Consider the following 13,611-nt stretch of genomic DNA (forward strand, 5'->3'; position numbering starts at 1 on the left):
ATAAGGGTGCGGCAGAACTTGAGCTCGGACACAACAAGAGCAACTGGAGGTTTTGAATGAAGATGTTGAAATCCACCCTGGCAGTCCTGACCGCCGCCTCGGTTTTCGCAATCAGCGGTGGCGCTCAGGCGGGCGCAACCTTGGACGCGATCCAGAAGAAAGGCTTCGTGCAGTGCGGTGTTTCCGATGGCCTGCCAGGTTTCTCGGTGCCTGATGCCAGTGGCAAGATCCTCGGCATCGACGCCGACGTCTGCCGTGCCGTGGCCGCTGCGGTATTCGGCGACGCCACCAAGGTCAAGTTCAGCCAGTTGAACGCCAAGGAGCGCTTCACCGCGCTGCAATCGGGCGAGATCGACATCCTCTCGCGCAACACCACCTGGACCAGCTCGCGTGACGCTGGCATGGGCCTGGTGTTCGCCGGCGTGACCTACTACGACGGCGTTGGCTTCCTGGCCAACAAGAAGCTGGGTGTCAACAGCGCCAAGGAACTGGACGGTGCAACCATCTGCATCCAGGCCGGTACCACCACCGAACTGAACGTCTCGGACTACTTCCGCGCCAACAACCTGAAGTACACCCCGATCACCTTCGACACCTCCGACGAAAGCGCCAAGTCGCTGGAAAGCGGCCGTTGCGACGTGCTGACCTCCGACAAGTCGCAGCTCTACGCACAGCGCAGCAAGCTGGCTTCCCCAGGCGACTATGTCGTTCTGCCGGAAACCATCTCCAAGGAACCACTGGGCCCAGTCGTGCGCAAAGGCGACGAAGACTGGTTCAGCATCGTCAAGTGGACCCTGTTCGCCATGCTCAACGCTGAAGAAGCGGGCGTGACCTCCAAGAACGTCCTCGACGAAGCCAAGTCCACCAAGAACCCCGACGTGGCTCGCCTGCTGGGCGCCGACGGCGAATACGGCAAGGACCTGAAGCTGCCGAAGGACTGGGTCGTGAAGATCGTTTCGCAAGTGGGCAACTACGGCGAAGTGTTCGAGAAGAACCTGGGCAAAGGCACCCCGTTGGCCATCGACCGCGGCCTGAACGCGCTGTGGAACAAGGGCGGCATCCAGTACGCTCCACCGGTACGCTGATTGACCCCCGCCCTCGACGGTTCGCCGTCGAGGGCTCGTTACTCGCTACGCCTTCTACCTGGGGTTCTTCATGCAAAAACCAATCGGCGCACCCACCAAGGGGTTTTCCCTGACCGATCCACGCGTGCGTGGGTGGGTGTTTCAGATCATCACCATCGTGGCGGTGGTCGCACTGGGCTGGTTCCTGTTCGACAACACGCAGACCAACCTGCAACACCGGGGCATCACCTCGGGGTTCGGATTTCTTGAACGCAGTGCCGGCTTCGGCATTGCGCAGCACCTGATCGACTACACCGAGTCGGACACCTACGCCCGGGTCTTCGTCATCGGCCTGCTCAACACCTTGCTGGTGACCTTCATCGGCTTGATCCTGGCCACCTTGCTGGGCTTCATCCTTGGCGTGGCGCGGCTGTCCAGCAACTGGATGATCAACAAGCTGGCGACGGTCTATGTGGAAACCTTCCGCAACATCCCGCCGCTGCTGCAGATCCTCTTCTGGTACTTCGCGGTGTTTCTCAACCTGCCAGGCCCACGGGCGGCCCACGGCCTGTTCAACACCTTCTTCTTCAGCAGCCGTGGCCTGAACATGCCGGCCGCCATCCCGACTGCGGGCGCCTGGCCGTTCGTGATCGCGGTGGTCCTGGCCATCGTCGCCATCGTGCTGATGTCGCGCTGGGCGACCCGGCGCTTCGAAGAAACCGGCGTGCCGTTCCACAAGTTCTGGACGGGCCTCGCGCTGTTGATCGTCATCCCGGCACTCAGCGCACTGATCTTCGGCGCCCCGGTGCATTGGGAATTCGCCGAACTCAAGGGCTTCAACTTCGTCGGCGGCTGGGTGTTGATCCCTGAACTGCTGGCCTTGACCCTGGCGCTGACCATCTACACCGCGGCGTTCATCGCCGAGATCGTGCGCTCGGGTATCAAGTCGGTCAGCCACGGCCAGACCGAAGCTGCGCGCTCGCTGGGCCTGCGCAACGGCCCGACGCTGCGCAAGGTGATCATCCCGCAGGCCCTTCGCGTGATCATCCCGCCGCTGACCAGCCAGTACCTCAACCTGGCGAAGAACTCCTCGCTGGCGGCCGGTATCGGCTACCCGGAAATGGTTTCGCTGTTCGCCGGTACCGTGCTCAACCAGACGGGCCAGGCGATCGAGGTGATTGCCATCACCATGAGCGTGTACCTGGTGATCAGCATCAGCATCTCGCTGCTGATGAACTGGTACAACAAGCGCATTGCGCTGATCGAACGGTAGGAACCGCGCATGAGCACTCATACTTTCAAACCCGACATGCCGCCACCGGCCAAGGTGTTCGGCCCCATGGCGTGGATTCGGCAGAACCTGTTCTCCAATTGGTGGAACACCCTGCTGACCCTGTTCGCGTTCTACCTGCTGTACCTGATCCTGCCGCCGTTGCTGAGCTGGGCGTTCTTCGACGCCAACTGGGTCGGCACCACCCGCCAGGACTGCACCAAGGCTGGCGCCTGCTGGGTGTTCATCGAGCAGCGCTTCGGCCAGTTCATGTACGGCTACTACCCGCCGGAACTGCGCTGGCGGGTCAACCTGACGGTGGTTCTGGCCATCGTCGGCGCCGCGCCGCTGTTCTTCAAGGCCATGCCGAAGAAGGGTATCTATGGCATCTGCTACCTGATCGCCTTCCCGGTCATCGCCTTCTTCCTGCTGCATGGCGGCCTGGGCCTGGAGCCCGTTGCCACCAGCCAGTGGGGCGGGCTGATGCTGACTCTGGTGATCGCTACGGTGGGTATCGCCGGCGCCTTGCCGCTGGGCATCCTGCTGGCGCTGGGCAGGCGCTCGAAGATGCCAGCGGTGCGCGTGGTCTGCGTGACCTTCATCGAGTTCTGGCGCGGCGTGCCCTTGATCACCGTGCTGTTCATGTCGTCGGTGATGCTGCCGTTGTTCCTGCCTGAAGGCATGAACTTCGACAAGCTGCTGCGCGCGCTGATCGGCGTCATCCTGTTCCAGTCGGCCTACGTGGCCGAGGTGGTGCGCGGCGGCATGCAGGCCATTCCCAAGGGGCAGTACGAAGCCGCTGCTGCCATGGCCCTGGGCTACTGGCGCAGCATGGGCCTGGTGATTCTGCCGCAAGCCTTGAAGCTGGTGATCCCGGGTATCGTCAACACCCTGATCGCGCTGTTCAAGGACACCAGCCTGGTGATCATCATCGGTCTGTTCGACCTGCTCAACAGCGTCAAGCAAGCGTCCGCCGACCCCAAGTGGCTCGGTATGGCAACCGAGGGCTACGTATTCGCCGCCCTGGTTTTCTGGATTTTCTGTTTCGGTATGTCCCGCTACTCCCAGTATCTGGAGCGCAAGCTGGACACAGGCCACAAGCGTTAGGAGTTTTGCCATGAGTGAACCGATCAAGCAGCCTGTGGGCGCCCCCGGCATTATCCAGATGCAAGGCGTGAACAAGTGGTACGGCCAGTTCCACGTGCTCAAGGACATCAACCTGAACGTCCAGCAGGGCGAGCGTATCGTCTTGTGCGGCCCTTCGGGTTCGGGCAAGTCGACCACCATCCGCTGCCTCAACCGCCTCGAGGAACACCAGGCCGGCACCATCATCGTCGACGGCGTCGAGCTGACCAACGACCTCAAGCAGATCGAGACCGTGCGCCGTGAAGTCGGCATGGTGTTCCAGCACTTCAACCTCTTTCCGCACCTGACGATCCTGCAGAACTGCACCCTGGCGCCGATGTGGGTGCGCAAGATGCCGAAGAAGGAAGCCGAAGAGATCGCCATGCACTACCTCAAGCGCGTGCGCATTCCTGAGCAGGCCCACAAGTTCCCGGGCCAGCTGTCCGGCGGCCAGCAACAGCGTGTGGCGATCGCCCGCGCCCTGTGCATGAAGCCCAAGATCATGCTGTTCGACGAACCGACCTCGGCGCTCGACCCGGAAATGGTCAAGGAAGTACTCGACACCATGATCGGCCTGGCCGAAGACGGCATGACCATGCTCTGCGTGACCCATGAGATGGGCTTCGCTCGCACCGTGGCCAACCGGGTGATCTTCATGGACAAAGGCGAAATCGTCGAACAGGCTGCGCCGAACGACTTCTTCGACAACCCGCAGAGCGATCGCACACGGATGTTCCTCAGCCAGATCCTGCATTGATCTGGGGGAGGTGAAAAAAGCCCGGGCTGATGCCCGGGTTTTTTTTGGGGGCAGTGCGCCTGTCTCGATGGTCAATATGGCCACCACCGGCCGCCCGCGCGGCCTATCGCGGGCTTCGCGCGCTCCTACGTTCGTTTCGAGCGTATGCATCCAGCGGCCATCACCTATGACCGCCTTGGTGGCTTGGCGGTATGACGTCGAACATCAAAAGCGCTCATAGGCGATTCCACTGGATGCATGCAAATCGAAACAAGCGTGGGAGCGCGCGAAGCCCGCGATAGGCCGCGCGGGCGGCCGGTGGTGGCCCTGATTGAATTCCGTGACGAACATTGAATCGACAAAAATTGCTAGCAATCTTGCATTGCCCACCCGCAAACGACTAGATTGCCCTGCTACACCTTAAAAATCAGAGTCACCCATGTCTGCCTCTTCCGCTTCAACTGCCGCTGCACCCGTTGCCCTTCATCGTCCGTGGTTATTGCTGCTGGGCCTGGTTCTGGTTGCTCTCAACCTGCGCCCGGCGTTGTCGAGCATGGCGCCTTTGCTGGGTCAGGTTTCGGCCAGCCTAGGCCTCAGCGCCTCCACGGCGGGCCTGCTGACTACCCTGCCGGTGCTTTGTCTGGGGTTGTTCGCGCCGTTGGCGCCGATCCTTTCGCGGCGCTTCGGTGCCGAGCGGGTAGTGGCCGGGATTCTCGTGCTGTTGGCCGCAGGGATCGCCGTGCGCAGCAATTTCGGCGTGGTCGGCCTGTTCGGCGGCAGCCTGCTGGCAGGGGCTAGTATCGGCATCATCGGCGTGCTGCTGCCGGGCATCGTCAAGCGTGATTTCCCACGCCAGGCCGGGACCATGACCGGCGTCTACACCATGTCGCTGTGCCTGGGCGCCGCGCTGGCGGCCGGTGCCAGTGTGCCCCTGGCCTTGCAGCTCAACGACAGCTGGGCCATGGGCCTGGGCTTCTGGCTGGTGCCAGCGCTGCTCGCAGCGCTGGTCTGGTGGCCGCAGACCCAGGCCCGACATGGCGTTCAACATGTTGCCTACAGGGTGCGCGGCTTGTTGCGCGATCGCCTGGCGTGGCAGGTGACCCTGTTCATGGGGCTGCAGTCGTCGCTGGCGTACGTGGTCTTCGGCTGGCTGCCGTCGATCCTGATCGCCCGCGGCATGACGCCGGCCGAAGCGGGCTTGATGATGTCGGCCTCGATCCTGGTGCAGCTGCCCAGCGCGCTGGCCGCGCCCTGGCTGGCGACCCGTGGCCGCGACCAGCGCCTGGCGGTCGTGGCGTTGATGCTGCTGACCATCGCCGGGCTGTTCGGTTGCCTGTATGCGCCGATGTCCGGGATCTGGGGCTGGGCGGTGGTGTTGGGGCTGGGGCAGGGCGGCATGTTTGCCGTGGCGCTGACCCTGATCGTGCTGCGCTCGCGTGATTCACATGTGGCCGCAGCGCTGTCGAGCATGGCCCAGGGCGTGGGCTACACCATCGCCTCGGCCGGGCCATTGGCGGTGGGGCTGGTGCATGACTGGACCGGGGGCTGGAATGCCGTGGGCTGGATTTTCGGAATTGTCGGGGCAGCGGCAATCATCGCCGGGTTGGGCGCGGGGCGGGCTTTATGGGTTGAGGTTGTCAGCGAGCCGATTGCCTGAAGATCAAACCGGCCTGCGGCCTCTCGGGGGCTTTGCCCCTCCCACAAGGGTGGGGCAACGCCCCCGGGAGGTCGTCAGGCCGATTTGCTTGTATGCTCGGCAAGCCACCTCAAAAACAAGAGCTTGCCCATGAACGAAAGCAACGCCGAGCTGATCAGCATCTTCTACTCCGCCTTCCAGCGCCTGGACGTCGAGACCATGGTCGCCTGCTACAGCGATGACGTCATTTTCAGTGACCCGGCCTTCGGCACCCTGCGCGGGCGGCAGGTGGGCGACATGTGGCGGATGCTCGCCAGCCGGGCCAAGGATTTCTCGCTGACCTTCGACCAGATCCACGCCGAAGACCACAGCGGCGCGGCGCACTGGGTGGCAACCTACCTGTTCAGCCAGACCCGCCGCACCGTGGTCAACGATATTCATGCCCGCTTCGTGTTTCGCGACGCCAGGATCTGCGAACATTACGACCGCTTCGACCTCTGGCGCTGGTCACGTCAGGCCCTGGGCACGCCGGGCCTGTTGCTGGGCTGGACGCCGCTGCTGCGCGGCAAGATCCGCCGCCAGGCGCTGGCCAATCTAGCGGCGTTTCAGAGCAGGTCAGCCTAAAGACTCGGAGCGACTGCCTGGTCCTCGTTGCGGTAGCTGAAACTGGCCGGGCGCTCGCCATCAGGCAGGCTGATCTCGATCACCGGCAGCCACTTGCCGGTAGTGGCATGCCAGTCGCGTTGGTCGAAGCGGGCATTGTTCAGGCCGTCGCGCCCGCTCACATGAAAGAACGCCTGGATCGGCAGGTTTGCGGAGGTGGCTTCATCCCAGGCGCCGACAATCACTTCGTTCCAGGCGAAGGGCCGCTCGGGCATCAAGCTCATGGCGCGCAGGCTCTGATAGAACGCTGGCGCCGCCTGGGCCGAGCGGCTGCGGCTGACATCGAAAGCACACTGGGCGAAATAACGCTGATGCTCCGGGCCCGGGGTGCTTTCATAGCGAGCGACCCAGCTCTCGGCGCTGTCGATGCCCAGCTCGTGGCAGAACTGCTCGACGCCCTCGGTCTGACTGTTATCGCCACAACCCCGGGCGTTGCGAGTCCAGCTGTCGCCATCGGTCGGGTAGGCGCACAGGACGCGGTAGGCGCTGCTGCCTTGTGGAGCCTGACGCCGTGGCAACAGGATGAAGCCGCTGCTGGCACCTTCGGCCAGGGCCTCGACCGGCGCGTCGGCGCGCAGGTAGGAAAACGCCACGCCGCCTTTTTCGCGGCTGTTGGGGCTGTGGTGCCAGGTGTGATAAGCCGGCGAGGGGCGGGTGGTGCGCAGCAGAATGCCTGAGCAGACGAACGCCGGGGCGCCATTGCAGGCCTGGGTGGTATTGGCATAGTTGGCTTGCAGAGCGGCGGCGGTTTGCTCGCCGAGCTCGGCATGGGCCAGGCCGCTGACGGCCGCAGTGATGAAAATGGGAAACAGGATCGAGCGCATGGCAGAGGCCTCCTTGGCCGCATGGGAACCGCGAGCTTATGGGTCGCCATGAACCGCAAGGTGCGCAATATTGCTATGATCGCGAGCCCCCGAAACGGTCCAGCCGATGTGACAGACAGCGCTTCCCAACCTGCAACCAAACCTTGGTACGTGTACCTGGTGCGCGCCGCCAACGGCGCCTTGTACTGCGGCATCAGTGACGATCCGCAGCGTCGCTTCGCCAAGCATCAGAGCGGCAAGGGCGCGCGCTTCTTCAGCTCCAGCCCGGCGGTGGCCCTGGTGTATTTCGAACGCTGGCCGGACAAGCGCCAGGCGCTGCGCCACGAGCGGCTGATCAAGGCGCTGCGCAAAAGCGCCAAGGAAGCCCTGGTGGCTTCATTCGCGCCGATTCACCCCGTTGATGAGCCAGTATCCGCCTGAGCCCGTAGGCTGAGGGCGGCGGGCCGGTTAAGCTGGCTGCTTTGCCCAGCCACGGTGGCCCGACCATGACCGACCTGATTCTGCATCACTACCCGACCTCGCCGTTCGCCGAGAAAACCCGCCTGCTGCTGGGCTTCAAGGGGCTGTCGTGGCGTTCTGTGACGATCCCGCCGATGCTGCCCAAGCCCGATCTGACCGCGCTCACCGGTGGCTATCGCAAGACGCCGGTGCTGCAGGTCGGCGCTGATATCTACTGCGACACCGCGCTGATCGCCCGTCGCCTCGAAACCGAAAAAAGCTCGCCAGCCCTGTTCCCGCAAGGTAAGGAACTGGTCGTCGCGAGCTTTTCCACCTGGGTCGATTCGGTGGTGTTCCAGCACGCGGTCAGCCTGGTGTTCCAGCCAGAGTCGGCAGCGGTGCGCTTCGCCCGCATGCCGCCGGAAATCATGAAAGCTTTCATCGCCGACCGCGCCGCATTGTTCAGCGGCGGTTCGGCGAGCAGACTGCCGGTGGAACAGGCCAAGCATCAGTGGCCGAGCATCATGGCCCGCCTGGAGCAGCAGCTGGCTCGCGAGCCGGGAGACTTTCTCTTCGGCGAGCCATCGATTGCCGACTTTTCGCTGGCGCACTGCCTGTGGTTTCTCAAGGCGACCCCGGTGACTTCGCCGCTGGTCGACGCCTATCCCCACGTGCAGGCCTGGCACAGCCGCGTCCTGGGTTTCGGCCATGGTGCGCCGAGCGAAATGACTGCCGAGCAGGCGCTGCAGATCGCCCGCGACAGCACGCCAGCAGCTTTGCCGGACGAGGTGTTCGAGGAGCCGAATGGTTTCAGGGCGGGTGATAAGGTGGTGATCGCGGCCACTGACTATGGCTGCGATCCGGTCCGCGGGGAGTTGCTGTTTGCCGGAGCCGAAGAGTTGATCCTCAAACGTGAGGATGAGCGCGGCGGTGTGGTGCACGTGCACTTTCCGCGCTTTGGCTTTCGTCTGGAACGCGTGTAACCGCTAAAAGCCCGGGGGCAATGCCCCCGAGTTGTTTGCAGCCCGGCGATTTAGATATAGAACGACTTCAGCGGCGGGAAGCCGTTGAATTCCACCGCGCTGTAGCTGGTGGTGTAGGCGCCGGTCGACAGCCAGTACAGGCGGTCACCGATGGCCAGGTTCAGCGGCAGGCCGTACTTGTAGTTCTCGTACATGATGTCGGCGCTGTCGCAGGTCGGGCCGGCGATCACCACTTCTTCGACTTCGCCTTTCTTCTCGGTCCAGATCGGAAACTTGATGGCTTCGTCCATGGTTTCGATCAGGCCGCTGAACTTGCCCACGTCGGTGTACACCCAGCGCTCGACCGCCGTGCGCGACTTGCGCGCGACCAGTACCACTTCGCTGACGAGGATGCCGGCGTTGGCAATCAGCGAACGGCCTGGCTCGAGGATGATCTCCGGCAGGTCGTCACCGAAGTCTTCCTTGAGGAAACGAATGATCTCTTGGGCGTAGGTTTCCAGGCTGTTGGTGCGGGTGATGTAGTTGGCCGGGAAGCCGCCACCCATGTTGATCAGCTTGAGTTCGATGCCGTCTTCTTCCTTCAGGCGTTCGAAGATCACCTTGACCTTGGCGATGGCCGCGTCCCAGACGCTGATGTCGCGCTGCTGCGAACCGACGTGGAACGAGATGCCGTAAGGCACCAGGCCCAGGTCACGGGCCAGGATCAGCAGGTCCATGGCCATGTCGGTCTGGCAGCCGAACTTGCGCGACAGAGGCCAATCGGCCGTGGTCGAGCCTTCGGTAAGGATGCGCACATAGACTTTCGAGCCCGGGGCGGCCTTGGCGATGTTGCGCAGGTCGGCTTCGGAGTCGGTGGCGTACAGGCGCACGCCCTTGTCGTAGAAGTAGCGGATGTCCTTGGACTTCTTGATGGTGTTGCCGTAGCTGATGCGCTCCGGGCCAACGCCCTGGTTCATCACCTTGTCCAGTTCATAGATCGAGGCGATGTCGAAGTTCGAACCCTTGTCGCGCAGCAGGTCGATGATTTCCACGGCCGGGTTGGCCTTGACGGCGTAATACACCTTGGCGAATTCGAAGCCTGCGCGCAGGTCGTCGTAGGCCTGGCTGATCATGCCGGTATCGATCAGTACGAACGGGGTTTCTTGCTTGTCGGCGAACGCCTTCATCTTGTCAAAAGTAGGGCGTGCGAAATAGTCTTCGACCTGGATCGACATGCTAGGGGACTCCTGGTGGCAAACGTCATGAGTGGCATGACTGTAAAAAAAATGGGTGTGAGGCCTGGGCCTCGCGAACGTCCTCCGTATCCCCACTTTGGTTCGCCTACTTCCCAAGGCATGTCGCCGAAAGCAAAAAGGCCAGTGGCAGCGCTGCTGCCCTGCTTATGGCCTTGCTGTCTCGTCGTCAGTACTTGAGCCGGATGGATCGTTTCCAGCATGGACGTTCGGCGCGAACTTTAGGACCTGAGGGGTTTGAGATCAACTAAAAATGTCGCGTTTTTGCACGCATGCGTCGCGACCCCTTTCCAGCCTCCTGTTTAACCGACCCACATGACAGGCTGATGTTCCCGCTGTCCGTCGCGCAACGGCCCAGGCGGGCGATTGCCCAGGCTGGCGCTCTGCTAGAATCGGCGTCTTTATTCCCATGAGGTCCAGCCATGAGCGAGCCGGTTCGCCTGACGCAGTACAGCCATGGCGCTGGCTGCGGATGCAAGATTTCCCCCAAGGTGCTGGAAGTGATCCTCGCCGGCAGCGGTGCACAGAACCTCGACCCGCGCCTGTGGGTCGGCAATGCCTCGCGCGACGACGCTGCCGTCTATGCCATCGACGAAGAGCGCGGGGTGGTCTCGACCACCGATTTCTTCATGCCGATCGTTGACGACCCGTTCGACTTCGGCCGCATCGCCGCCACCAACGCCATCAGCGACATCTACGCCATGGGCGGCGACCCACTGATGGCCATCGCCATCCTCGGCTGGCCGGTCAACCTGCTCGGCCCGGAGATCGCCCGCGAAGTCATCCGCGGCGGTCGCGCCGTGTGTGACGCGGCTGGCATCCCGCTGGCCGGCGGCCACTCCATTGATGCCCCGGAACCGATCTTCGGCCTGGCCGTGACCGGGCTGGTGGAAAAGCGCCACATGAAGCGCAACGACACCGCCACCGCTGGCTGCACCCTGTACCTGACCAAGGCGCTGGGCATCGGCATTCTCACCACCGCCGAGAAGAAGGGCGTGTTGCGTGAAGCCGATTTTGGCGTGGCCCGCGACCTGATGTGCACGCTGAACAAACCTGGCAGCCGCTTCGGCAAGCTCGACGGGGTCAAGGCCATGACCGACGTTACCGGCTTCGGCCTGCTCGGCCATCTGGTCGAGATGGCCGACGGCAGCCAGCTCACCGCGCGCCTGGACGCAGCCGCCGTGCCGCGCCTGGCCAGTGTCGAGCATTATCTGCAATTGGGCTGCGTGCCCGGCGGCACCCAGCGCAACTACGACAGCTACGGCGAGCGCATCGGCGCCCTCGGCGAGGCGCACAAGCAGCTGCTGTGCGACCCGCAGACCAGCGGCGGCCTGCTCATCGCGGTCAGCCCCGAGGGGCAGGCGGCATTTCTCGCCGAGGCCGCCGAACTCGGCCTGCAACTGACGGCCATAGGCGAAATGGTCGAGCGACAGCGACTCGCGGTCGAGGTGTATTGATGCGCGACAACTGCACCGATTTTCACGACATCTTCGTCAACGACCTGCCGCTGATGGACGTGCGCGCCCCGGTGGAATTTCACAAGGGGGCCTTTCCCGGCACGCGCAACCTGCCGCTGATGAACGACGCCGAGCGCGAACAGGTCGGCACCTGCTACAAGCAGCGCGGCCAGCAGGCGGCCATCGAGCTGGGGCACCGGCTGGTCAGCGGCGAGGTCAAGGCGACCCGCCAGCAGGCCTGGGCCGACTTCGCCCGGGCCAATCCCGACGGCTATCTGTATTGCTTTCGCGGCGGCCTGCGCTCGCAGATCACCCAGCAGTGGCTCAAGGAAGCCGGCATCGATTACCCGCGCGTGGTCGGCGGCTACAAGGCGCTGCGCAACTATTTGATCAACGCGGTCGACCTGGCGGTGGCCGAGTGCGACATGGTGCTACTCGGCGGCCTCACCGGCTCGGGCAAGACCGAAGTGCTCAACCAACTGAACAATGGCCTGGACCTCGAGGGCCTGGCCAACCACCGTGGCTCCAGCTTCGGCCGGCATGCCACGCCGCAGCCGGCGCAGATCGATTTCGAGAATGCCCTGGCGGTCGACATCCTGAAAAAGCGCGCCCGTGGCATCGAGCAATTTGTCATCGAGGACGAGGCCCGTGCGGTTGGCAGCCTGGCGATTCCGGTGGACTTCTACCGGCGCATGCAGGGCCAGTCACTGGTCTGGCTGCAGGACCCGGTGAGCAGCCGGGTCGAGCGGATCCTAAAAGACTACGTCATCGACCTGTGCGCCGAGTTCGTTGCCCAGCAGGGGGCCGAGCAGGGCTTCACGGCGTTTGCCGAGCGCCTGCGCCAGAGCCTGGCGAGCATCGTCAAGCGCCTTGGTGGCGAGCGCTATCAACGCCTGTCGCTGGCGCTCGACGCGGCGCTGGCCGAACAGGCGCGCAGCGGCGCAGTGGACCTGCACCGGGAGTGGATCAGCGTGCTGCTCAGTGAATACTACGACCCGATGTACGCCTACCAGCGTGACAGCAAGGAGGCGCGCATCGAATTCGCCGGGGATCGCGCGGCGGTGCTCGAGTACCTCAAGCAGCGCCGCGCCAGACGCTAGCGGCAGCTGTCAGAGCAGCGCTGCACCGACCAGGCCGCTGACAATGCCGACCAGCATGGTCAGCACGGCCACGGTCACCAGCACCCGCGCGTCGAAGGATTTGCGCAGCATCAGCAGCGACGGCAGGCTGACGCTGGGCAGGGTCATCAGCAGGGCGACAGCCGGAGCAGTGCCCAGGCCAAGGGTCAGCAGGGTCTGCACGATGGGAATTTCGGCGGCGGTAGGGATCACGAACAAGGTGCCCACGACGGCCAGCGGCACCAGCCACAGCAGGCTGTTGCTCATGGCGTCGTCGACGTGCGGGAACAGCCAGACCCGCGCCGCGCCGAGGATCAGCACCGCCACCACGTAGATCGGGATGGTGCTCCAGAACAGCTGCCACAGTGCCTTGCCCCAGCGCACCAGCAAGCCCTGGTCGTTCTGCGCCGTGGCGTCGCTCACCGCCTGTACCGCGGGCTCTGGCAATGGCTCGGCGCGCGCGATGCGTTGCGCGATCAGCGACACGCCCAGGACCAGGATGATCCCCGCCACCAGTCGCAGTGCGGTGAAGCCCCAGCCCAGCACGAAGCCCATGAACACCAGCGTCGCCGGGTTGAGCACCGGGTTGGCGATCCAGAAGGCCAGAGCGGCGCCCACCGAGACGTTCTGCTTGCGCAGCCCGGCCGCCACCGGCGCTGCGCAGCAGCTGCACATCATGCCCGGCAGGGCGAACAGACCGCCGCGCAGGGTCGAGCCGAAGCCGGCGCGGCCGAACAGGCGCAACAGCCAGTCACGCGGGATCAGCACCTGCAACAGCGAGCCGAGGATCACCGCCAGCACCGCCGCTTTCCAGATCGCCAGGAAATACACCTGGGCATAGGCGATGGCGGCACTGATCGGCGAGATCTGATGGTCGTCGATGATCGAGCCACCAATGCTGTGGTTGCTCGCTGCGAAGACCGACTTGAAGTAGTAGGGCGACCACTTGACGTAGTACAGGCCGGCGGCGGCGATGATCAGAAACAACAACGGTTTCCACCAGAAGGCCAGGCCCCGGGGCTGGGCGCTCGTTTGACTCATGGACATGGGGGTGTTCCGAAAGGC

Annotated in this window: 13 protein-coding genes; 10 read left to right on the forward strand and 3 right to left on the reverse strand. The window is 63.8% G+C overall.

Annotated features, from left to right (window positions below; translation table 11 throughout):
* The first annotated feature begins 56 nt into the window (after nt 1-56).
* From SFA35_RS05120 to SFA35_RS05145, 6 genes are all read left to right on the forward strand, one after another.
* Nucleotides 57-1,085 carry an amino acid ABC transporter substrate-binding protein gene (locus SFA35_RS05120; protein WP_320575891.1) on the forward strand — a complete coding sequence of 343 codons (1,029 nt, stop codon included), beginning with the start codon at nt 57-59 and terminating at the stop codon, nt 1,083-1,085.
* A gap of 70 nt (nt 1,086-1,155) precedes the next feature.
* Nucleotides 1,156-2,337, forward strand: coding sequence for an amino acid ABC transporter permease (locus SFA35_RS05125; protein WP_320575893.1), 1,182 nt, complete (start codon nt 1,156-1,158; stop codon nt 2,335-2,337).
* A gap of 9 nt (nt 2,338-2,346) precedes the next feature.
* Nucleotides 2,347-3,441: an amino acid ABC transporter permease gene (locus SFA35_RS05130; protein WP_320575895.1), complete on the forward strand. Its 1,095-nt coding sequence runs from the start codon at nt 2,347-2,349 to the stop codon at nt 3,439-3,441.
* A gap of 10 nt (nt 3,442-3,451) precedes the next feature.
* Entirely contained in the window at nt 3,452-4,216 is a 765-nt protein-coding gene (locus SFA35_RS05135; RefSeq protein ID WP_320575897.1) for an amino acid ABC transporter ATP-binding protein, read from the forward strand.
* A 418-nt stretch (nt 4,217-4,634) separates the two neighbouring features.
* A complete protein-coding gene (locus SFA35_RS05140) occupies nt 4,635-5,852 on the forward strand; it encodes a CynX/NimT family MFS transporter (RefSeq protein ID WP_320575900.1) in 1,218 nt (405 codons plus the stop codon).
* A 129-nt stretch (nt 5,853-5,981) separates the two neighbouring features.
* Nucleotides 5,982-6,455 (forward strand): nuclear transport factor 2 family protein, encoded by a 474-nt coding sequence (locus SFA35_RS05145; protein WP_320575902.1) that lies wholly within the window; start codon nt 5,982-5,984, stop codon nt 6,453-6,455.
* On the opposite strand, the gene SFA35_RS05150 is transcribed toward SFA35_RS05145, so the two are convergent.
* Nucleotides 6,452-7,318: a hypothetical protein gene (locus SFA35_RS05150; protein WP_320575904.1), complete on the reverse strand. Its 867-nt coding sequence runs from the start codon at nt 7,316-7,318 to the stop codon at nt 6,452-6,454. The two genes, SFA35_RS05145 and SFA35_RS05150, sit on opposite strands and share 4 nt — an antisense overlap.
* Before the next feature lie 75 nt (nt 7,319-7,393).
* Here SFA35_RS05150 and SFA35_RS05155 point away from each other — a divergent pair, with 75 nt between their 5' ends.
* The gene (locus SFA35_RS05155) at nt 7,394-7,738 is read left to right on the forward strand and encodes a GIY-YIG nuclease family protein (protein ID WP_414058496.1); all 345 of its coding nucleotides are present in this window, start codon (nt 7,394-7,396) and stop codon (nt 7,736-7,738) included.
* A 65-nt stretch (nt 7,739-7,803) separates the two neighbouring features.
* On the forward strand, nt 7,804-8,739 hold the full coding sequence (locus SFA35_RS05160; RefSeq protein WP_320575909.1) for a glutathione S-transferase family protein: 936 nt from the start codon (nt 7,804-7,806) through the stop codon (nt 8,737-8,739).
* 50 nt (nt 8,740-8,789) lie between these two features.
* On the opposite strand, the gene SFA35_RS05165 is transcribed toward SFA35_RS05160, so the two are convergent.
* On the reverse strand, nt 8,790-9,953 hold the full coding sequence (locus SFA35_RS05165; protein ID WP_320575912.1) for a type III PLP-dependent enzyme: 1,164 nt from the start codon (nt 9,951-9,953) through the stop codon (nt 8,790-8,792).
* 440 nt (nt 9,954-10,393) lie between these two features.
* On the opposite strand from SFA35_RS05165, the gene selD reads away from it, so the two are divergent.
* Nucleotides 10,394-11,428: a selenide, water dikinase SelD gene (gene selD / locus SFA35_RS05170; RefSeq protein ID WP_320575914.1), complete on the forward strand. Its 1,035-nt coding sequence runs from the start codon at nt 10,394-10,396 to the stop codon at nt 11,426-11,428.
* Nucleotides 11,428-12,528: a tRNA 2-selenouridine(34) synthase MnmH gene (gene mnmH / locus SFA35_RS05175; protein ID WP_320575917.1), complete on the forward strand. Its 1,101-nt coding sequence runs from the start codon at nt 11,428-11,430 to the stop codon at nt 12,526-12,528. Before selD ends, mnmH begins: the two co-directional genes overlap by 1 nt.
* 9 nt (nt 12,529-12,537) lie before the next feature.
* On the opposite strand, the gene SFA35_RS05180 is transcribed toward mnmH, so the two are convergent.
* A complete protein-coding gene (locus SFA35_RS05180) occupies nt 12,538-13,587 on the reverse strand; it encodes a permease (RefSeq protein ID WP_320578842.1) in 1,050 nt (349 codons plus the stop codon).
* Nucleotides 13,588-13,611 lie beyond the last annotated feature (24 nt).

This window comes from Pseudomonas sp. HR96 (assembly GCF_034059295.1).
GTDB lineage: Bacteria > Pseudomonadota > Gammaproteobacteria > Pseudomonadales > Pseudomonadaceae > Aquipseudomonas.